Raw genomic sequence first — 19,804 nt, forward strand, 5'->3', positions numbered from 1 at the left:
GTCCGCATGGAGATTGTTATGGCCGACGCAGATCCGCTGAAGACGTTCAACGTTCACGATGCCAAGACGAACCTTTCCAAGCTGATGGACCGTGCCCACGCGGGCGAGGAGATCATTCTGGCGAAGGCCGGGCGGCCTTGGGCTCGCATGGTGCCGATCGAACCACCGTCCAAACCGAAACGGATGCCCGGCGGATGGCCGGAGCTGGCCAACATTCCGGACTCGGTCTGGTTCGATCCGATGCCCGAAGACGAGCTTGCTTTATGGGAAGGCAAACGGCTCGAGAACCATGGATTGTGACACGCTACCTTTTGGACACGCATGCCGCCTTGTTCTGGTGGGCTGGCGGCGAACGGCTTGGCGATGCGGCACGCGAGGTCATCGGTACTGACGATGTCGAATTGTTCGTCAGCGCGGCAAGTGCGTGGGAGATCGCAACCAAGCACCGGATCGGCAAGCTTGACGGCATCGGTGATCCGTCAAGGATCTACCCAGCGCTCATGACGCAGAATCGATTTCGGGCGCTGGACATCACCAGTGCGCATGCCTTGCATGCAGGCGCTCTGCCGGGTCGTCAGGGCGATCCGTTCGATCGCCTGATTGCGGCGCAAGGATTGATGGAGAATCTGGTCGTCATCACGCGTGACGGGGAAATCGCCGCGTTTGGCTGCAAGGTGCTCTGGTAATGGCGACCGAAACCCCGCTCGACCGGTTCAAGGCGGTGCTCGGCGGCGCATCGCGGGCGATCGCGGACGAGGCGGAGGTGGAGCTTGCCTTCACCGCCGACGCGCCGGCGCAATCGGGCAAGCACATCAAGGTGCCGATGCCGGCGCGTGCGCTGCCCGCCGACCAGGTGGCGGAGGCGCGCGGGTTCGCCGACGGCTTCGCGCTGCGGCTCAAGCACCATGATGCGGTGATGCACGCACGCGCTGCGCCCGCGGACGCGGTGGCGCGCGCGGTGTTCGACGCGGTCGAGGAGGCGCGGGTCGAGGCGCTGGGCAGCCGCGGCTATGCGGGGATCGCGGACAATCTCGGCGTCGCGCTCGACATGCGGATGCGTGCCGACCCGATCACCCGCGCCCGAACCCGCGCCGAAGTGCCGCTGTCGACCGCGCTGGGGTTGCTGGTGCGCGAGGCGCTGACCGGGCGGGCGGCACCCGCGATCGCCGCGCCCGGACTGGCGCTGGTGCGCGATTGGGTAGGCGAGCGCGCCGACCTGAGCGGGCTCGCGCTGGTGCTCGACGACCAGCGCGCGTTCGCGCGGGTGGCGATGAAGCTGCTGGAGGATCTGGAGCTGGTCGAAGACGACCGCATCCCCGACGAGGCGGACGAGGGCGGCTCCGAGGACGAAGGGACCGACGAGCAGCAGCAGGAGGAAGGCGAGGAGAACGACGACGAAGGCGGGCAGGGCGAGGGTCAGGTCGAGGCACGCGGCGAGCAGACCGAATCGGACGACGACGGCGACGGCCGGGAGCAAGGCGAGGACCAGTTCGACGATGCCGACGGCGACCCCGGCGACGAGGGCGACGAGGGGATGCAGCCCGTCCGTCCCAACCGCCCGATGGCCGACCCGAGCGCGCAATTCGACTACAAGCCCTGGACGACGCAGTTCGACGAGGTCGTCGCCGCGATCGACCTGTGCGACCCGGACGAGCTGGTGCGGCTGCGCGGTTATCTCGACCAGCAGCTCGTCCACCTGCAATCGGCGGTGTCGAAGCTCGCCAACCGGCTGCAACGCCGGCTGATGGCGCAGCAGAACCGGTCGTGGGATTTCGACCAGGAGGAGGGCATCCTCGACGCCGCGCGGCTGGCACGCGTGGTCGTCAACCCGACGCTGTCGCTCAGCTACAAGGTCGAGCGCGAGACCGATTTCCGCGACACCGTCGTCACCTTGCTCATCGACAATTCGGGTTCGATGCGCGGGCGGCCGATCTCGATCGCGGCGATCTCGGCGGATATCCTCGCGCGCACGCTGGAGCGGTGCGGGGTGAAGACCGAGATCCTGGGCTTCACGACGCGCGCCTGGAAGGGCGGTCAGTCGCGCGAGACATGGCTTGCCACCGGGCGGCCGCCGCAGCCGGGGCGGCTCAACGACGTGCGGCACATCGTCTACAAGAAGGCCGACGAGCCATGGCGGCGGGCGCGGCAGAACCTCGGCCTGATGATGCGCGAGGGATTGCTCAAGGAGAATATCGACGGCGAGGCGCTGCTGTGGGCGCACGCGCGGCTGATCGCGCGGCCGGAGGAGCGGCGCATCCTGATGGTGATCTCCGATGGCGCGCCGGTCGACGATTCGACGCTGTCGGTGAATTCGGGATCGTATCTGGAACGTCACCTGCGCCAGGTGATCGGGTGGATCGAGGGCAAGTCGCCGATCGAGCTGGTCGCGATCGGCATCGGCCACGACGTGACGCGCTATTACGCGCGCGCCGTGACGATCATGGACGCCGAGCAGCTTGCGGGCGCCATCGTCGAGCAGCTGGCGGCGCTGTTCGACAGCGAGTGATAGCGGCTCCGCCCGATGGCTTCGTCGGTCCGACGAAACGGTCGGTCACGATCGCTGGGCACCAAACCTCGATCAGCCTGGAACCGCTCTTCTGGTCCGCGCTCGAAGCCGCTGCTGCCGGGCGAGCGCTGCCGCTGAACGCGCTGGTCGCCGAGATCGACGCGCTCCGGATCACCGCGGCCGATCCGCCCAATCTCGCCAGTGCGCTGCGCACATGGCTGCTGTATATTGCGATTGACGCGCAATAGCATGCATGTCACGGCGGCGCTTACACGGGCGGAGACAGACGAGTGAGCAAGCTGGCGATGCGGCGCGCCTGGTTCCAGGTCCACAAATGGTTGGGCCTGACGCTGGCGATCCTGATCATCCCGATCTCGCTCACCGGCGCGGCGCTGGTGTGGGACGAGGCGTTGGCGCGCGTCGTCACGCCGCAGCGATTCGCGGTGTCGGGCGACGCGGTGCTCGCGCCCGGCGCCTATGTCGCGGCAGCGAACCGGGTGTTCAAGCGCGGCGAACGCCCGGCGATGCTGACGATGCCCGAAGGCGACGGCCCGGTCGTGCTGTCGGGCAGCCCGGCGCTGGCATCGAAGCGCCCCGGTCCGCCCGAACGGACGATGGTGTATCTCGACCCGCCGACCGCGCGGGTGCTCGACGTCGCGTCGAGTTCGTCGGGCGTGCTGCGGACGTTCCACATGCTCCACGGCTCGCTTCTGATACCCGGCGTCGGGCGGACGATCGTCGGCTGGATCGGGGTGGCGATGATGATGTCGGCGTTCACCGGGCTGTGGCTATGGTGGCCGACGGTCGGGCGCTGGGCGCGCGGGCTGCGGTGGAGGCGGCACCGGAACACCGATACCAACCTGCATTATCTGCTCGGTTTCTGGATCGCCTTGCCGCTGTTCGTGCTGTCGCTGACCGGCGCGTGGATCAGTTTTCCCGCTTTCTTTGCAGGCCTGACCGGTGGCGCGGCGCAGCAGCGCGGGCCAGACCGCGCCGCGCTGGCGCGCGCACGAACGCTGGCGAATCCGGCGCAGTCGCTCGACCGCGCCGTGGCGCAGGCGGGCGCGGCAAAGGACATTGGCGGTCGGGGCGACGTGCGCAGCATCGCATGGCCGACCGACCTGAAACCCGAGTGGACGATCGGTTATGCCGCGGGCGACGGTCCGCTGCGCTATGTGCGGGTCACCGATGCGGACGGACAGGCGACCGCGGTGCCGCCGCGCGCGACCGGCGGCGCCGCGCCGCTGATGCGCCGAGTCCACGACGGCACCGGCACGGGCATCGTCTGGCAGACGATCATCTTTCTCGGCGGCCTCCTGCCCGCGATCCTGGCGGTCACCGGCATCGTCATGTGGTGGCGCGCGCGTGGCTGGAAGGCCGAACTCGCAGCGCGGCGGGACGGCAACCGCGGCGCAGTGCCGGCGGAGTAACTCTCCAATAGTTACGTTGCGGCGCAACATCGTTTCACGCGCGGCGAAGGGTTGAAGCGCGTTTCGGGCAGGCGCATAGCCGCGCGCATGGCCGATTCCCATCCTCCCGAACACCCCGCAGACGCGCCCCATGCCGACGCCCTCGCCGCTCGCCTGGCCCCTCGCCTGACCGAAGGCGCGCTGCCCGGAGAGCTGGCCGGTTTCGGCGCCGCCGAGGTCGCGGGCGCCGCCGCCTTCATCGTCGCCACCGCCGCTACGCGCCCGGCGGGCACCCCCGCGATCGGGCTGGAGAGCCTGGCCGGCGACGACACCCGGCGGCGCATGCGGATGGCGATCGTCAACGACGACATGCCGTTCCTGGTCGATTCGATCGCGGCGGCGATCGGCGGGCACGACATCGCGATCGACCGCGTCATCCACCCGGTCGTCCCCGTCACGCGCAACCCGCAAGGCGAGCTCGTCGCGGCGGGCGAGGGCGCGACGCGGGAATCGATGGTGTATCTGGAGATGAGCCGCGCCGACGCGCGCGACCGGCGAATGCTGGTCGACGACGTCGGCGCGGTGCTGGCCGACGTTCGCGCCGCCGTTACCGACTGGCCCGCGCTCCAGAGCGCGCTGAGCGACGACGTCGCGACGGTGCGCGATGCCGAGGGGGCGGCGCTGCTGCACTGGTTTCTCGACGGCTATCTGACGTTGCTCGGCCATTATCGCTGGTTCCCGGAGGGCGGCGTTCGCGACCCGCTGGGCATCGCGCGCAACCAGGCCAAGGTGCCGACGCTGGCGGATGCCTCCTGCCGCCTGGCGATCGAGCATTTCGAGCGCGGCGGCGCGGTGCCGCTGCTGCTGAAGTCGAACCGCATCGCCACCGTCCACCGCGCCGTCCCGCTCGATCTGGCGGTGGTGCCGGTGATGCAGGGCGGCAAGGTCGCGGGGCTGTCGATCCATGCCGGGCTGTGGACCAGCGCCGCACTCGCCGCCGCGCCGCGCGACGTGCCGGTGCTGCGCGCAGGCCTGGCGGCGCTCAAGGCCAAGTTCGGCTTCGATCCGCGCGGCCATGCGGGCAAGGCGCTGACCCATGCGATGGGATCGCTGCCGCACGATTTGGTCGTCGCGTTCGATCCGGAGTCGCTCGAACGCCTCGCGCTGACCGCGATGTCGCTGGCCGACCGGCCGCGCCCGGCGCTGGTGCTGGTGCGCTCGGCGCTCGGGCGGCACCTGTTCGCCTTTGCCTGGCTGCCGCGCGACGAGCTGACCACGGGCAGGCGGGTCGCGATCGGCGAGATGATCGCCGAGGCGGCCGCCGCGCCGGTGCTCAACTGGGCGATCGCGCTGGAGGACGGGGTGGTCGCGATGATGCGCTACACCCTCGACCTGCGCGATGGCGGCCGCATGCCGGATGCCGACCAGCTGGAGGAGCGGATCGAGCGCATGGTCCGCGGCTGGGTGCCCGATGTCGAGGCGGCGCTCGCCGATCACGTTCCCGCCGCGCGTGCGGCACGCCTGGCGCTGCGCTGGGCCGCGGCGTTCCCGACCAATTACCGCAACCTCAACACCGCTGGCGAAGCCGCCGCCGATATCGCGCGGTTGGCGGGGCTGGAGAACGACGCCGGGCGGTCGGTGCGGTTGTTCCCGGCGCGCAGCGGCGAGGACCGGCGGCTGAAGATCTACAAGCTTGGCGGCGCGCTGGCGCTGTCCGACGCGGTGCCGGTCATGGAGAATTTCGGCTTCCGCGTCATCGGCGAGCTGCCGACCCGGCTGAGCGGCGAGGGCGAGGCGTTCGTCCACGAATTCGCGGTCGAGGGCGGCGGAGAGGGCGGCGACCCGGCGGTACTCGAAGGCGCGATCGCCGCGACGCTGGCGGGAGCGGCGGAGAACGACGCGTTCAACCGGCTGATCGTCGAGGCGGGCATGGCGCCGCAATCGGTCGTGCTGTTCCGCGCCTGGTTCCGCTACCTGCGCCAGGCGGGGCTGCCTTACGGCCTGACCACCGTCGTCGACGCGCTCCGCCGCGCGCCCGACGTCGCCGCGGCGCTGATCGCGCGGTTCGAGGCGGCACACGCGCCGAACGCGACGGGCGATGTCGCAGGGGCGGACGCGGCGATCGAGGAGGGCCTCGATGCGGTGTCGGCGATCGACGACGACCGCATCCTGCGCGCCTATCGCCACCTGGTCGCCGCGACGCTGCGCACCAACGCCTTTGCGGACGGCGCGCGAGAGGCGCTGGCGTTCAAGCTCGACAGCGACCTGATCCCCGGCCTGCCCGTGCCGGTGCCGTGGCGCGAGATCTGGGTCTATTCCCCTCGAGTCGAGGGTATCCACCTGCGTGCCGGACCGATTGCGCGCGGCGGCCTGCGCTGGTCCGACCGGCGCGACGATTTCCGCACCGAAATCCTCGGGCTGATGAAGGCGCAGCGGGTCAAGAACGCGGTGATCGTGCCGACGGGGGCGAAGGGCGGCTTCTATCCCAAGCAGCTTCCCGCACTCTCGAACCGCGACGCCTGGCTGGCGGAAGGAACCGAAAGCTACCGCACCTTCATCCGAGCGCTGCTCAGCATTACCGACAACATCGTCGACGGGGCGGTCGTCCATCCTGAGGGCGTGCGCGTCCACGATGGCGAGGACCCGTATTTCGTCGTAGCCGCCGACAAGGGCACCGCGACCTTCTCCGACGTCGCCAACGCCATCGCGCTGGAACGTGGCTATTGGCTGGGCGATGCCTTCGCCAGCGGCGGGTCGGTCGGCTACGACCACAAGGCCATGGGAATCACCGCCAAGGGCGCATGGATTTCGGTGCAACGCCACTTCGCCGAGCGCGGGGTCGACGTGCAGGCGGACCCGATCACCGTCGTCGGCTGCGGCGACATGTCGGGCGACGTGTTCGGCAACGGCATGCTGCTGTCGAAGACGATCCGGTTGGTCGCCGCGTTCGACCACCGCCACATCTTCCTCGATCCCGATCCCGATCCGGTCGCTTCGTGGGAGGAGCGCGCGCGGCTGTTCGCCCTGCCACGTTCGAGCTGGGCGGATTACGCCGCGCCGGTTTCCGACGGCGGCGGGGTCCACAGCCGCACCGCCAAGTCGATCGCGCTGACTCGCCAAGTCCGCGCCGCGCTCGGCATCGAGGCGGACGCGCTGGAGCCCGCCGCGCTGATTTCCGCAATCCTCAAGGCGCCCGCCGACCTGCTCTGGTTCGGCGGCATCGGCACCTATGTGAAGGCCGCGTCCGAGAACAACGCCACCGTCGGCGACCCCGCCAACGATCGCCTGCGCGTCGATGCCGAGGACTTGCGCGTCACCGCCATCGGCGAGGGCGCGAACCTGGGCACCACGCAGGCCGCGCGCATCGCCTTTGCCGCGCGCGGCGGGCGGATCAACACCGACTTCATCGACAATTCGGCCGGCGTCGATTGTTCGGACAACGAGGTCAACATCAAGATCGCGCTCAACCGCGAGATGATCGAGGGGCGCCTCGCCTTCGACACGCGCAACGCCCTGCTCGCCAGCATGACCGACGACGTCGCGGCGCTGGTGCTGGAGGATAACCGCCTGCAGACGCTGGCGCTGTCGATCGCCGAGACCGGCGGCGCCGCGGCGGTGCCGAGCTACGCGCGCGTGATCGAGATCTTCGAGGCCGACGGGCGGCTCGACCGCGTGGTCGAAGGGCTGGCGCCGGGCGACATCCTGATCCGCCGCGGTCTCGAAGGCCAGGGGCTCACCCGGCCCGAACTCGCGGTGCTGCTGGCGACCGCCAAGCTCGCGCTCCAGGACGCGATCGAGACGCGCGGGCTCGGGCTCGATCCGGCGCTCAGCCCCGATCTCCACACCGCCTTTCCGCGCGCGATGCAGGAGACGCAAGGGTCCGCGATCGACGCGCACCGGCTGCGCGGCGAGATCGTCGCGACCAAGCTCGCCAACCGCATCGTCAATCGCCTCGGCATCCTCCACCCGTTCGAGCTGGCCGAGGAAGAGGGCGCGGCGATGGCCGATATCGCGGCGATGTTCGTCGTCGCCGAGCGGCTGTTCGGGCTCGACGCGCTGTGGGCACGGATCGAGACGGCCGCGATGCCCGAGGCCGCGCGGATCGCGCTGTTCGACGAGGCCGCGCTCGGCGTCCGCTCGCAGATCGCCGACCTGCTCCGGGTGACGCCGTCGGGGGCGGGGGTGGAAGGCGTGCTGGCGCGGCTGTCCAAGGGGATCGCGCAGCTCGACCGCCAGACCGGCCATCTGCTGCTCGACGAAGCGCGCACCCAGAGCGCGCGCATCGCCGCGGCGCTGGAAGCGATCGGCGCTCCGGGCGATCTGGCGCGTGAGGTCGTGCGGCTGTTCGAGCTCGACGGCTCGGTGGGGTTGGCCGACCTGGGCGACCGGCTCGCATTGGACGAAGCCGACCTCACCCGCGCCTTCACCCGATTAGGACAGGCGCTCGGGCTCGACTGGGCGCAGGCGACCGCGGCGCGACTCTCGCCGAGCGATCCGTGGGAGCGCCTGCTGATCGCCGGCCTCGCCCGCGATTTCCAGCAACTCCGCCTGGATGCGTTGGCACGCGCGGGAGGCAGCGATCCGCAGGCGTCGGTCGAGGCATGGCTCACCGCCAATGCGGCGCGGGTGGCGCAGTTCAAGGCGGTGATCGACCGTGCCCGGCACGCAGCGTTGCCGAATGCGGCGATGCTGGCGCAGATCGCGGGTCAAGCGCGGGTGCTGCTGGCGCGGTAACCTGCCAAGTGCAGGACGGACGGGGTGTCACCTCTTCGTCACCCCGGACTTGTTCCGGGGGCCAGGGCCCGGCGAGCAATGCCGTTCGAGGCTCGACCGGCAACCCCCGCCGAGCGCATGGAAGGCTGTCCTACAAGCCACGATCCATGCCAGCATCGCGGCATGGACTCGTTTGCCCAAACTCAGTCTTCGCCATGGGTGCGAAAACGGAAACGATCGACGTTGACGGTCACACGTTCACGTGACAACCGGTGTCAACGTCTTTGCTCGCGGGCACGAGCAAGCACCTGTCATAACAGGATTTTTCCGTGTGCGTCAGTCGAGTGCCTGCACCGCCCGCTGCACCAGCGGCGATCGTCCACCGACGCTGCCGACCACCTCGACCATCCCATCGGCAGCGACCCGCGCCACCAGCAGGATCGCACTGCCCTCCACCGCTGCCGTCGCGAACGCCAAGGTCGCGAGCGCCACGCGGTCGACCAGCGCCACCGGCACCGGCTTCTCGCCCACGGGTTTACGCGCCTGGCGCTCGGCGGCGACAACGCCCTTGATGCCGCCGTCGAATCCGTCGAGGAACGCAGCCAGTCCGCCGCCCGCAATCGTGTGGCGCCGCGCGTGCTGGAGCACCGCGGCATATTCGGTCAGCCGGGTCTTGTCGTAATCCGCGCCGAAGACGAGCTTGGCGATCGGCGTCAGCGGCGCACGCGCCTGTACCGCGATGGCGGCGCGATCGAGGATGGCGGCATAGCCTTCGGCATCGGCTTCGGCCGCCACCGCGAAATCGTGCGCACGCCCCAGCGCGCGATACAACGCCGAGCGGCTGCGTGTGTCGGCGGCGCGGACCGCCGCGGCGCTTTCGCGCGCGATCGCCAGCCGGTCGCCGAGCGAGCCCGCGGGAGCCTCGTCGCCGATCTCCGCGTCGGCATCGTCGAAGCCGCCGCTTGGTCCATCGGCCCACACCGCCGCGGTCGGCACCGGCTTGGGCGGATCACGCAGCGCGGCGTCCAGCTCGGCGTCGAGCCCGGCCTGGGTCGCGGCGTCGACCACTTCCTTCCAGTTGATGACCCCGTAGATGAAGTCGATGCCTTCGCCGTCCGAGGAGAAGGGCATCAGGATGCCGCGGTAGAGCGTGGTACGGCCGCGGGTGCCGACGAATTCGGCCTCGAAGCCGATCGGCGCGCAATTGGCGATGATCTGCAAGTAATGGTCGGTGAGGCGCGACAGCAGCGAGCGGCTGGGCACGTCGGAAATCCGCCCGATCGAGGTCTCCAGCCCGCATTCGGTGCGCAGCGCCCGGCCGAGATAGGCGATGCCCGGGTCCTCCAGTCCCGCAGTGAAATCGAGCAGCACGCTGTGCGGGCCGAAATCGACGATGCCGTCGGGGTCGAGATCGGCGATGGCGGGGTAGGCGCGGCCCTTCAGCAGCGACACCCAGTGGTTGTACGCGCGGACGTGCATCCGTCGCTCGTCGCCGCCGAGCTCGAACATCTGGTCCTGCACCGCGGCATCGCCGCCGCCCTCGTGGCCGGTCTCGCCGCCTTCGAACCCCTGCGCCGTGTCCATGCTGCTTCGCCGTCCTCGCCCCGCGGAACCCGATTCCCGCTGCTTCGAAGACACGTCCTGCACCGGCTGTGGTAAACGCCGCGTAAACCGTGACAGGCTTGCCACCCGCCCCGCCCCTTGCTAAGCGCCGCCGCCTCGACACGGGCCCACGCCCGCGTCGACGCGCCGCTTTAGCTCAGTTGGTAGAGCATCGCATTCGTAATGCGGGGGTCACAGGTTCGAGTCCTGTAAGCGGCACCACTCCCGAGCAATGGAAGGCACCATGGGTGCCTGATGGTCGGGACCGTCGGTGGCGGCGATCGCCAATGGCTTGATCGGTCCGCTGATAGTGATCAGGTCGGGCGCTACAACGACTTTGGAAATGAACCGGCGGGCGTAACTTTGCCGGGCGATAGCATCACTGGATCGCAGTTTGCTCAGGATAACCTCGCCGAGCCGATCGATTGCGTCGGCGGTCACACGCCGATCGGCCGCGGATAGCTGCCGCTCGACCAGCAGGATTTCCTGTTCGAGATCCGCGCGGCGGGCGCGCTGGCTGGCGAGCCGTGCGGTGAAATCGGCGTCGCGCGCCGACACCACGCCCTGTTCGATGAAGTCGAACATGTTCTGGATCGCGCCTTCGACGCGCGTTCGCTCGGTGCGGAGCGCCTTGAGGTGCGCTTGGCGCTCACGCACCGCGGCCGAACTGTCGTCGAGCAGGTTGGCAAGCAACTGCTGAAGCCGCTCGGGGTGGAGCCGCCGCTCGGCCATGGCATCGATAACGACGTCCTCGAGCTTTCCGTCCCGAATGCTTGTCCCCTCGCACGCGGTCTCGCCGCGCCGCAGCCGGCGCGAGCAGCGGTAATAGCGGTATCGCCCGCCCTTTCCGGTCGCGATCGTGAGCGCGTGACCGCATTCAGGGTGGCCGCATTTGGCGATGCCGGCGAGCATCGTCCGGCTGGCGACGATCCGCGCTGGAGTGACATGCCGCGCATTGCGCGCGATCCCGGCCTGCACCTCAAGCCATTCGTCCTCCGGAATGATGACCGGAGCATCGATCGTCTGCCATTCCTCCTCGGGACGCTTGATGCCGTTGCGAACATCGTGAACACCGTAGAGGTGCTTGCCGCGGTAGGTTGATCGCTGGAGGATGTCCTTGACGTTAGACACATGCCACTTGCGGCCGCGCAGCGTCGCGCCGCTTGCGTTGAGGTGACAGACGATCTTCTTGTAGCCCATCGGGCCGTAACCGATGCCGATGCGCTTCATGCGATAGATCTGCTGGACCTGCAGCGCCTCGGAAGGCTCGATCGCCAGCCGCTTCTTGGCCTTGGGACCGCGCATCTCGACAATCTCGGCGACGTAGCCGAACGGCGGGATGGCGCCGTTCCAGAAGCCGGCTTGCGCATTGCGCTTCATCGTGTCGCGCGTGACCTTGGCGGTCTGGCGCGACTGGTATTCGTCGAAGTTCGACAGCACGGAGCGGACCAGGTCGCCCTCGGCGTCTTGGCCGACCTCCTGGGTGATGGCGACGATCCTCACCCCGGCGCGCTTCAGCTTTCGGCGGTAATGCTCAAGCAGATAGTGATCGCGGAAAAGCCGCGAAAAGCTGTAGACCCCGATCTCGGTGACGCCGTTGCCGGGCCGCAAGGCGTGCTCGAACAATGCCTGCAGGCCAGGCCGGTTGTCGTTAGTGCCGGACAGGCCAGCGTCGCGATGGACGACGACTAGCTCAACGCCGCGCTGAGCGTAGTGGGCGGTGAGGCGCTCCTCTTGATTGGCCAGGCTGATGCCGCCCTCGGCCTGACGCTGGGTCGATACCCGCACGTAGCCGAGAGCGCGTTCAGTCCGGGGTTTGATCATGATCGGGACCTTCGAAGATGTAGCGGAGTTCGTCCGCGCTCAAAAGGGTGAGCAGCCACTCTGACTCCGATCGCGCCAGGGGAAAAGAGTCCATCAGACGATCGACGACGATCCGTTCGCCCGACGCGGGTGTGCCGTTAGCCGAGGCGCCGGCGCCAGTACGACGAGAGATGGAATCAGCGTGGTCCACCGATCAGCGTGTGCCGTCGGCGAACCGGCGCGACGATGTAACCGTCGCGGAAAATCAGATTGATGACTGGAGAAGGTGGACCAGCTGGAGCTGGTATAAAAAGGAGAGATAAAGATGCTCACCATCATACTGCTCCTGTTCTCGTTCGCCGCGCTGAACATCGGCGAATGGCTCGCGATCGTGCTCGCGACGACGATCGCCGCCTATTATCGCTGGCGTTCACTTCGTATCAGCCGCGCGTTGCTCGCGGCGCGGCCGGCGTTCGGTTCTTCAGGATATATGGCTTCCGGTGCTCCGACCCGCCGGCAGCGTCGTCTGATGGCGCGTCATCTGCCGCTGTCGATCGCGATGACCACGCATTACAGCCTCTTTCCGCGCTCCGGCGCGCGGGGGTATGCGATGGTCGAGATGATGGGTAGCGGCACGAGTACCACCGCATAAACTTCATCCCGATCAGCCCTCGGGTTCTTGCTTCTCCTCGTCGTCGAGCGCCTGCTCGCGGTCGTCGCACAGGATGATAGCCTTCTGCCCGGGCAGCCACGACACGTAGCGGCGGATCGCGCAGTGGCAGGCGAGCGCGTCCTCATCCAGGTACCAGCCGCCCGCCGGGCAAGTCATGCAGCCGAGCACCGGCTTGGGCCGCTCGCTCTCCGGCAGCGCCAGCAGGGTCGGGCTTTTGATCGGAGCGTGGCGGCGTTTTACCTTGCCGAACGGGAGCGTGATCGTCTCGAACTGAGGCATGACAGTTCCTTTCGCGGGCTAGTGAACCGGCCGGATCAGACGTCGCCGAACCAGTCTTTGATGAGGTCGATGAAGGCGGCGTGGATCAGCTTGGCGTGGTCGAGACGGAAGCTCGGGTGCTGCTCGGCCATCACCTTGACCCGGATCGTGAAGGCGCCGCGGTGGTCGGGGGTCAGGGTAGCGATGACCCGGCCATGGCGGTTCCTGACCTCGACCGGCCTGATCTCGTCCTTGCCCGCGGCGGCGGCGGTCAGCTTGCGGACGAGCGGCGCGATGGCGAGCGTCTGCCCGGCTAGCAGCGCGGCGCAAGTGAGGATGCGTTCGCGCTGTTCATCGTCCTCGAGCAGCGGCGCCAGTTGCGCCCACTGCGTCATCGAGATCGCGCGCCGGTCGGCGACGAGGTCGAGGATGGCAGCGGGGGCCTTCTGCAGCGCAAGGCCGCGGCTGATCGCGGACTTGTCCTCGCCCACCGCGTCGGCGAGGCGCGTCTCGCCGGCGACGAGCTTGGCGTCGAGCATCCGGGTCCAGGACGCGGACCGATCCCACAGGCTGACCTCGAGCGCCCCACGATCCTCGCGGGTCGCGATCTTGAGCGCGGCTTCGGCGGTCAGCGCGCCGGTTTCATAGACGCGGACGCGGAGCGGCATACCGAGGACGCGGCATCCCTCGCGGCGGCGCGAGCCAGCGAGAATCTCGACGATACCGTCGGCCCCGCGCTCGCCGATCGCGTCATGCGCCTGTCCGACCGCCTTAAGCTCGGCGACGAGCGGCGCGACACTGTCGTCGGTGATGATGTAGCCGAAACGCGGGTTCTTGGGCGAGACGCTCGTCTGGTCATAAGACAGCAGCTCGACGGCGAAAGCGGCTTTCTGGCCGCGCTTGGGCGACGGGGCGGCGTCGAGCGGCAGTTCGTTCGGGTCCATGCGTTCGATCCTCGAGTGCTGACGAATCGAGGATGCCGACGACAAAACGCGACGACGATGTAACCGCCACTCAGGTCTTGCAAAAAGAGCTCACGAGTGACCACCGGCCTCGCGCGCAACGCGTTCGAGTCGGGCGATCAGCGCCTTGTGGTTCAACTGAGCGGCAGCGCCTCGCTTGTACCCACTGCCCGATGTCCAGTAATCCTCCGGAACATCGTAATCCTGGCTGAAATCCTCGCCCCCGACCGGCGTGTTGAACCAGCCATAACCCATGAACTCGTCCATGCTGTGGATGCAGCCGCAGTCGAACGCGAGCGCGGGAAACGCCTGTGCGATGCGCTCGAACAGCTCGACCGGAAACCTGAAGTCCGTGTCGAAGTTGAACGTATAGCGATTGTCGCCCGGCACATCGTCATGATGAAAATTCCAGACATAGTCCGAAAAGACCTGATCGTTGCCGCCTTGGTCACCGGCCGGGACCGTGATGACGCAATCCCATCCGTTCCAACCATCGTGATCACAGGTGTTGCTCTCTTCAGACGGCGCCATGCATAGCCGCTTGAAGCGGCTGATCTCCGAGGACGGCCCGTACACCCTGACGCTGTTCCAGACGTCGCTCATCGATCAAACCTTCCACTTTCGTCGCCAGCGTCGCGAAGGTCGCCCCCGCGCCTGCCAAGCTCTTCATCGCGCAGCCGCTGCCTGAGCGCGTCGGTCACCATCATGTGCCGCCGCAGTTCGGGCGGCGTGCGCTTGCCACCGCCATTGGTCCAATAGCCTTTGGGCACGTCGTAGTCGTCGCGGAAGTCCTGACCACCGGGGGGCGTATTGAACCAGCCGTATCCCATGCGGTGATCGTCGTCCGCGATGCACTCGCAGTCGAAATACAGCCTGGGAAACATCCTGATCAGGCGCTCCAAAGCGTAGGTCGGAAAGTTCGCGAGCGTGTCGAACGCGAACGAGTACATGCCGTGCTCGTGCGGCCCCAGATCTCTGAAGTTCCAGGCGAACTCGCCGCTGAGGTCTTCGAGCTTGAACGCCAGCGTGCTGCGCGATCGATTGCCGGCGGGCGCCGGCACGATGAAGCGACGCTTGAAGCGATCGATCTCCGATTGCGGGCCGTAGACGTCCACGCTGTTCCACATCTCATCGCAAATGACGTACATGTTGCTTGCCTCCGCTGTTCGATCGGTTGTCGGATTGTCTGCTCTGACCGGCGGTCGTGCGAACCTCGCCGGTTCCGGCCGGCAGAGGGGACGGGTCACCGAACATGGCCGAGGTCCGCGGTGACAGACGACACGCCCGTGAACAGGTGGCAGGCGATGACGTCGTCCCGGCCGCGCACGATCGGCGTGGCGAACGGCGCCCAAGCCCAACCACGTACCGCCGAGAGCCAGTTCTTGAGCCGCGCGGCGCGCGGCGTTGTCGCGAGCCTGCTGACCCGGCATGCCCTGCGCGATCCAGGCGAGCCGGTCACGGTCGATCAGCGGGGCGAACCACAGGATCGGAATGAATAGATCGGAGACGGGCGCGAGTTGGGCGAGGTTGGCGCGGCCGAGCAGGATGTCCTCGAGCAGGTCATCCTGCGGCGCGACCTGCGGCCGGGCGGGATCACGCTCGCGCCAGCGGCGCGCGTCGTCGACCAGGTCGCGCAGGATCGCACCACGGTCGGCGGTATTGGTCGGTTCCTCCGCGGCGCGACGTGCGGCGGCTTGGCCTTCGTCATGCTCCTCCCAGGCGCCCGCCTTCCGGCTGGCGTCGCCCCTGAGGCGAGCGGCGCGCGCGTATTCGCCGTCGTCGGCGTGGGGCGTCTCAATGTTCTCGATGGTGTCACGGAGCGTCTCGTCATCGCCCCCGTCGACCGTGCGCAGCATCGAGCGGACGAGTTCCTGATGGATGCGATGTTTGCTGAACCGGTCCCAAGGTCCATCGGTACCGGCGCGGCGATCCTTGCCCTTGCGCGGCTTGCAGCCGCTGTGGACGATCGTGCGATGGATCGTGAAGTCGCTTCGCTGATAGCTGGTCGGCCAGATCGAATGCGCTACAGCGCCGAAGTGGCGAACCAGCGTGAGGCCCATGTGGCGGATGAGGTCGTCGTCGCGCGTCGTCACCTGGAATGCCGGCTGCGCCTGCTGGATCTTGACCACCGCATCGCGGGTGCGTCCGTCCTTGAGCGCAGCGGCATCGTTGTAGCCAAGGTGGCCGTAGCGCGTCGCTTCAAGCGACAGGCTGCCGAATGATTGCTCCTCGAGCGCGGCCTTGACCATGACGTGGCTGGTGACCTGCGCGACCAGCGCGGCGCCGGCGGCATAGTTGCGGCCGGCCGCTAATAGGACACGGCGCGGACTGGTGTAGACGGCTTGTGCCTGATGGATGGTCATGCGCATGACCGTTCCCGGTGTTTGGCGCACGTCGCCGAGGCGGCGTTTCATGTCGAGCCCGATCTCAACGCCGCGCGAAGCCTCGTAGAGCGAGGCGAGCGCGCCGAGCGCCCCGCCGGCGCAGCCCGGAAACGCGCCGTGCGGCGCCGCCAGCCACGGAAACATCTGGTAGAGCCGGTCGAGGCGGCGGGTCGTAGCCAGCGTGAAGATCAGGTCGCAGCGGATGCGGGCGAGCAGCACAAGACGGATGGATCGATCGGGCTGCGCCAGGCGAAGCAGCGATCGCCGGATGTGTGGGCGCCAGCAGGTACGTTCGAGCTTGTTGCCGAGGTCGGCGCACGTCAGCTGCTCCAGCTGGCGCGCCAGGCAGTCGAGCTTCGCCGCCGTTCCGCCGGCATGATCGTGAAGTTCGCCGACGTCGACCATCGCGGTCAGCCGCTCCCAGCGCTTCCGTTCGGCATCGCCGACGACCGAGAAGACACCGACGGCGTCGAGGATAGTGCGCGCCCAGTCGGTCGCGCGCTTGAGCTTGCGCCTGGCGACCGAAATGCGTTTAACGGACTCCGCCGCTCGGACATGACGGATGAAGTGACCGAGAGCGGTGAGGAGCGCGGCGAGCGCGATCTCGCGGTGCGCAGGCCGGGCGAGGTTCTCACGTTCCGGCGCCGCCAGCCGATCGACGAGCGCGATTGCGTCGATCAGCGCGCGCCCGACCACGGCAGCGCCGCCGGCGGTCGTCAGGCTCGCGTTCGGATCGACGCCAACATCCCACTCGACCGCCAACCACATCTTGCGCACCGCGAGCGACGCTTGCGCATGCGCGATGGTGAGCCGGGCGTCGTCGCCATTCTCGCGCAGCCGGTCGAGGAATGTCGCGACGAAGCTGTCGGTCCAGGCGGCGCGTGCGAACAACGCGCCCGGCGCGGACCATAGACCGGCGCGGCTCCGCAGGTCGCGCAGAATGGCGTCGGCGCTGTCGGGCAACGGCCGTAGCGTGACCGCGACGTTCGCCTGCGCCGGGATCGCGCCGGGCGCCAGCGACGGCACGATGCTCGAGATCCGCCCACCGACGAACCCGGAGCCCGGCCGGTGCTCCGGATTGTCGAGATAATCGACATGCGGCATCAGCGCGAGCGGCGCCCAGGCGCCCGCCGGCACGATCGCGTGGCGGCTCGGTGCGGCGCGGCCGGTCGCGGTGATGATGAAGGGGCGCGTCACGGCAACGTTCGCGGCGAGCCCGGCCGCGATCATGCGCGTATCGGTGTTGACGGCCGAACCGGTGGTCACGCGCCTTCTCCGGCGCGGTTCTGCTTCACGATCTCCCAGCCGGCGAGGATGTTGGCGCGGCGCACGCCGGCTTCGTCGAATTTCTCGATCAGGTGGGTCAGCTCGTTGTAGCAGTTGATGAGGTCGACGATCTCGCCTTCGCGGGCGTCAAGAGCACTCAGCGTGCCCTGTTCGAAATCGGCATAAATCCGGGTCAGCTTGGCGAGGACATCCTCAAGCTCGGCGCGGTAGGGCGCGATGTCGGTGACGACCTTCTCGACGCCGTTCTCGGTGATGGTGATGCGGGACATGGACGGTCACCCCTTCCGGAACCGCGGATTGGCGCCATTGTCGTCGAGCCAGGCGGCGGCGTGGCCACGCGTGCGCTCGGACGGCATCGCCACGTCGTTGAGGTTGGCGATCGTCCGCGCGTGATGGCCCTGGCGCGAGAGAGGGGGCTTCCAGCGCCAGCGCCGATCGCCGGTCGCCCGCTGGTGCGCGGCGAAGCTCGCGCATTTGGCCCAGTAGCGCTCGGCGGCATCCGCCTCCGTCGCCGCGGTCCCGATTGCCGCCAGCTGGGCGCCGCCCGCGGCGATGACCGCCGGCAGCAGATCTCCGAACGTGTCTGCGGCCGATTCAGCTTCTTCGGCAAAACGCCCGGCAAGTTCGGGCGGGGTCAGCGCATATAGGCCACGGTGCGCCTCGGCGTCCTCGGCCGTGAGCCCATGCAGCCTGGCCGGATATCCCAAACCCAGCTTTGGTTGCTTGAGCCAGAACGGGTTCAGTGCGCCACGTATGAGCAATCCTTGGCTATCGAGCCACGCCAGTCCCGCGATCTCGAGCAGCGGATCGCTTTCACAGACGAGCTTCAGCGCCGAGATCAGGCAATCGTCGCGGCTAGCCTGGCGCGCCTCGGCGAGCCGTGCGATCGCCTCCCCGTACCGCAGGCGGTAAAATTCGGCGTGTGCAAGGATGTGTGCGACACCCATGTTGCGCACCGCAGCAATGCCGCCGTGGCGATAGATGGCGTAATGGGGGTGATGTCTGATGCTCGCCTGCTCATCATCGAGTGCGGCGATCCGGGCGCTCGCCTCGGCCTCGAGTGCGTTCGCCATCGCGAGCTCGCGATCGATCGCTGCGATCAACATCGGATAAGCCGTGGAGCAGCAGGATGACCGGCGCGTCGGCCGGGCCGGCTTCCCGGTAGAAGACCTCCACTTCCCCGACCTTTCGCCTGCGATAGTGAATAGTGGGCATCGGTCTTCCTTTCGGTTTCGGCGACCCCGCCACGGCTGCCCGCGCCATGCCCGGGATCGTCGCCGCTGCTCCCAACAGGGTGAGCACGAAGCGGCGCGGGAAAGCATGGGCTGGGCGATGCACGGCGGCTCCTCGGGCTGGCGTGCCTGATCTATACCCTTCGTCGCCGGGCATAAGCCTTGCGTTTCGGCGGACTGAGTTGCAGCTTCCGAAACGATGGACCGGCTGGACGCGATGACCCTGTTCGTGACCGCGGTGGAGGAAGGCTCGCTCGCCGCCGCCGCCAGGCGCCACGGCCGCTCTCCCGCCGCGGTGACGCGCGCGGTCGCGCTGCTGGAGCGCAATGCCAGCGAGAGCCTGTTGCTGCGATCCACCCGCAAGCTCAGCCTGACCGCGGCCGGCGATCGGCACCTGTCGGTCTGGCGCGAGGTGCTCGCCAAGCTGCGCGAGATCGAGCCTGAGGACGGCGCGGCCTCGCTTGGTGGAAGCATCGTCCTGACCGCGCCCGAACTGTTCGGACGGCTGAAGGTAATGCCGCTGCTGGAAGCCTTTCTTGCCGATCATCCCCGGATCGCCGCGCGCGTCCTGCTGGTGAACCGCCTGGTAAACCTGATCGGCGAGGGCGTGGACCTGGCGGTGCGCCTGGCTCCGCTGCCGGATTCCACGCTGACCGCCATCAGGGTCGGAGAGGTCCGCGGGCTGCTTTGCGCTTCTCCTGACTATCTGGCGCGTGTCGGGTCACCTGCCGGCCTCGGCGATCTCGATCGCCACCAGTGCATCGGGTTGAACGCCGAAGGCGACGGCGAACGCTGGGCGTTCGACATGGGCGCGGGGCGAGGATCACGCACCCGGTCGGTTCGCGTCCACACCCGACTGAGCGTCAATAACGCCGCGGCGGTGATCGACGCCGCGCTTCGCGGGCATGGGATTATTCACGCCCGATCCTATCAGGTGATGGACCACGTCGCCGCGGGGCGGCTGGTCCGCCTGCT

The 19,804-nt window shown here is 68.3% G+C and carries 16 protein-coding genes and 1 tRNA gene; 9 read left to right on the forward strand and 8 right to left on the reverse strand.

The window, feature by feature from the left end:
* Positions 1-18 precede the first annotated feature (18 nt).
* The 6 genes from ACE5C1_RS05945 (at position 19) to ACE5C1_RS05970 (ending at position 8,649) form a co-directional block, all read left to right on the forward strand.
* Complete coding sequence (locus ACE5C1_RS05945) at positions 19-300, forward strand: type II toxin-antitoxin system Phd/YefM family antitoxin (protein WP_374943143.1); 282 nt, start codon at positions 19-21, stop codon at positions 298-300.
* Positions 297-686, forward strand: coding sequence for a type II toxin-antitoxin system VapC family toxin (locus ACE5C1_RS05950; protein ID WP_374943144.1), 390 nt, complete (start codon positions 297-299; stop codon positions 684-686). Before ACE5C1_RS05945 ends, ACE5C1_RS05950 begins: the two co-directional genes overlap by 4 nt.
* Positions 686-2,506 carry a cobaltochelatase subunit CobT gene (cobT, locus tag ACE5C1_RS05955; protein ID WP_374943145.1) on the forward strand — a complete coding sequence of 607 codons (1,821 nt, stop codon included), beginning with the start codon at positions 686-688 and terminating at the stop codon, positions 2,504-2,506. The genes ACE5C1_RS05950 and cobT overlap by 1 nt, the downstream gene beginning before the upstream one ends.
* Positions 2,503-2,754: a ribbon-helix-helix domain-containing protein gene (locus ACE5C1_RS05960; RefSeq protein WP_374943146.1), complete on the forward strand. Its 252-nt coding sequence runs from the start codon at positions 2,503-2,505 to the stop codon at positions 2,752-2,754. The genes cobT and ACE5C1_RS05960 overlap by 4 nt, the downstream gene beginning before the upstream one ends.
* Positions 2,755-2,796: 42 nt before the next feature.
* The gene (locus tag ACE5C1_RS05965; RefSeq protein ID WP_374943147.1) at positions 2,797-3,936 is read left to right on the forward strand and encodes a PepSY-associated TM helix domain-containing protein; all 1,140 of its coding nucleotides are present in this window, start codon (positions 2,797-2,799) and stop codon (positions 3,934-3,936) included.
* 87 nt (positions 3,937-4,023) lie between these two features.
* Positions 4,024-8,649: an NAD-glutamate dehydrogenase domain-containing protein gene (locus tag ACE5C1_RS05970; protein ID WP_374943148.1), complete on the forward strand. Its 4,626-nt coding sequence runs from the start codon at positions 4,024-4,026 to the stop codon at positions 8,647-8,649.
* Between the two features lie 315 nt (positions 8,650-8,964).
* Here the strand turns inward: ACE5C1_RS05970 and ACE5C1_RS05975 are convergent, their stop codons facing one another.
* Positions 8,965-10,212, reverse strand: a complete 1,248-nt coding sequence (locus tag ACE5C1_RS05975) for a hypothetical protein (RefSeq protein ID WP_374943149.1) — start codon at positions 10,210-10,212, stop codon at positions 8,965-8,967.
* A 164-nt stretch (positions 10,213-10,376) separates the two neighbouring features.
* Here ACE5C1_RS05975 and ACE5C1_RS05980 point away from each other — a divergent pair.
* Positions 10,377-10,452: transfer RNA gene (locus tag ACE5C1_RS05980), tRNA-Thr, on the forward strand.
* Here ACE5C1_RS05980 and ACE5C1_RS05985 read toward each other — a convergent pair.
* Positions 10,423-12,054, reverse strand: a complete 1,632-nt coding sequence (locus ACE5C1_RS05985; RefSeq protein WP_374943150.1) for a recombinase family protein — start codon at positions 12,052-12,054, stop codon at positions 10,423-10,425. The two genes, ACE5C1_RS05980 and ACE5C1_RS05985, sit on opposite strands and share 30 nt — an antisense overlap.
* A gap of 304 nt (positions 12,055-12,358) precedes the next feature.
* On the opposite strand from ACE5C1_RS05985, the gene ACE5C1_RS05990 reads away from it, so the two are divergent.
* The gene (locus ACE5C1_RS05990; RefSeq protein ID WP_374943151.1) at positions 12,359-12,685 is read left to right on the forward strand and encodes a hypothetical protein; all 327 of its coding nucleotides are present in this window, start codon (positions 12,359-12,361) and stop codon (positions 12,683-12,685) included.
* A 12-nt stretch (positions 12,686-12,697) separates the two neighbouring features.
* On the opposite strand, the gene ACE5C1_RS05995 is transcribed toward ACE5C1_RS05990, so the two are convergent.
* The 6 genes from ACE5C1_RS05995 to ACE5C1_RS06020 all read right to left on the reverse strand — a co-directional run bounded on the left by ACE5C1_RS05995 (position 12,698) and on the right by ACE5C1_RS06020 (position 18,700).
* Positions 12,698-12,985: a hypothetical protein gene (locus ACE5C1_RS05995; RefSeq protein ID WP_374943152.1), complete on the reverse strand. Its 288-nt coding sequence runs from the start codon at positions 12,983-12,985 to the stop codon at positions 12,698-12,700.
* A 35-nt stretch (positions 12,986-13,020) separates the two neighbouring features.
* Positions 13,021-13,908: a ParB/RepB/Spo0J family partition protein gene (locus ACE5C1_RS06000; protein WP_374943153.1), complete on the reverse strand. Its 888-nt coding sequence runs from the start codon at positions 13,906-13,908 to the stop codon at positions 13,021-13,023.
* A 90-nt stretch (positions 13,909-13,998) separates the two neighbouring features.
* Positions 13,999-14,529, reverse strand: a complete 531-nt coding sequence (locus tag ACE5C1_RS06005) for a hypothetical protein (RefSeq protein ID WP_374943154.1) — start codon at positions 14,527-14,529, stop codon at positions 13,999-14,001.
* On the reverse strand, positions 14,526-17,576 hold the full coding sequence (locus ACE5C1_RS06010) for a hypothetical protein (RefSeq protein ID WP_374943155.1): 3,051 nt from the start codon (positions 17,574-17,576) through the stop codon (positions 14,526-14,528). Before ACE5C1_RS06010 ends, ACE5C1_RS06005 begins: the two co-directional genes overlap by 4 nt.
* The gene (locus tag ACE5C1_RS06015; protein WP_374943156.1) at positions 17,573-17,866 is read right to left on the reverse strand and encodes a hypothetical protein; all 294 of its coding nucleotides are present in this window, start codon (positions 17,864-17,866) and stop codon (positions 17,573-17,575) included. The genes ACE5C1_RS06010 and ACE5C1_RS06015 overlap by 4 nt, the downstream gene beginning before the upstream one ends.
* A 6-nt stretch (positions 17,867-17,872) precedes the next feature.
* Positions 17,873-18,700, reverse strand: coding sequence for a hypothetical protein (locus tag ACE5C1_RS06020; protein ID WP_374943157.1), 828 nt, complete (start codon positions 18,698-18,700; stop codon positions 17,873-17,875).
* Positions 18,701-19,028: 328 nt separating this feature from the next.
* Here ACE5C1_RS06020 and ACE5C1_RS06025 point away from each other — a divergent pair.
* Positions 19,029-19,804: LysR family transcriptional regulator (locus ACE5C1_RS06025; RefSeq protein WP_374943158.1), on the forward strand; the 776-nt coding region annotated here is incomplete at its 3' end.

Origin of the sequence: Sphingomonas sp., assembly GCF_964263785.1 — a bacterium.
Classification (GTDB): domain Bacteria; phylum Pseudomonadota; class Alphaproteobacteria; order Sphingomonadales; family Sphingomonadaceae; genus Sphingomonas.

Coding starts and splice junctions, on each gene's coding strand:
- ACE5C1_RS06015 (WP_374943156.1), bottom strand. CDS start 17,866: ATGTCCCGCATCACCATCACCGAGAACGGCGTCGAGAAGGTCGTCACC.
- ACE5C1_RS06000 (WP_374943153.1), bottom strand. CDS start 13,908: ATGGACCCGAACGAACTGCCGCTCGACGCCGCCCCGTCGCCCAAGCGC.
- ACE5C1_RS06005 (WP_374943154.1), bottom strand. CDS start 14,529: ATGAGCGACGTCTGGAACAGCGTCAGGGTGTACGGGCCGTCCTCGGAG.
- ACE5C1_RS05970 (WP_374943148.1), top strand. CDS start 4,024: ATGGCCGATTCCCATCCTCCCGAACACCCCGCAGACGCGCCCCATGCC.
- ACE5C1_RS05975 (WP_374943149.1), bottom strand. CDS start 10,212: ATGGACACGGCGCAGGGGTTCGAAGGCGGCGAGACCGGCCACGAGGGC.
- ACE5C1_RS05995 (WP_374943152.1), bottom strand. CDS start 12,985: ATGCCTCAGTTCGAGACGATCACGCTCCCGTTCGGCAAGGTAAAACGC.
- ACE5C1_RS05945 (WP_374943143.1), top strand. CDS start 19: ATGGCCGACGCAGATCCGCTGAAGACGTTCAACGTTCACGATGCCAAG.
- cobT (WP_374943145.1), top strand. CDS start 686: ATGGCGACCGAAACCCCGCTCGACCGGTTCAAGGCGGTGCTCGGCGGC.
- ACE5C1_RS05990 (WP_374943151.1), top strand. CDS start 12,359: ATGCTCACCATCATACTGCTCCTGTTCTCGTTCGCCGCGCTGAACATC.
- ACE5C1_RS05985 (WP_374943150.1), bottom strand. CDS start 12,054: ATGATCAAACCCCGGACTGAACGCGCTCTCGGCTACGTGCGGGTATCG.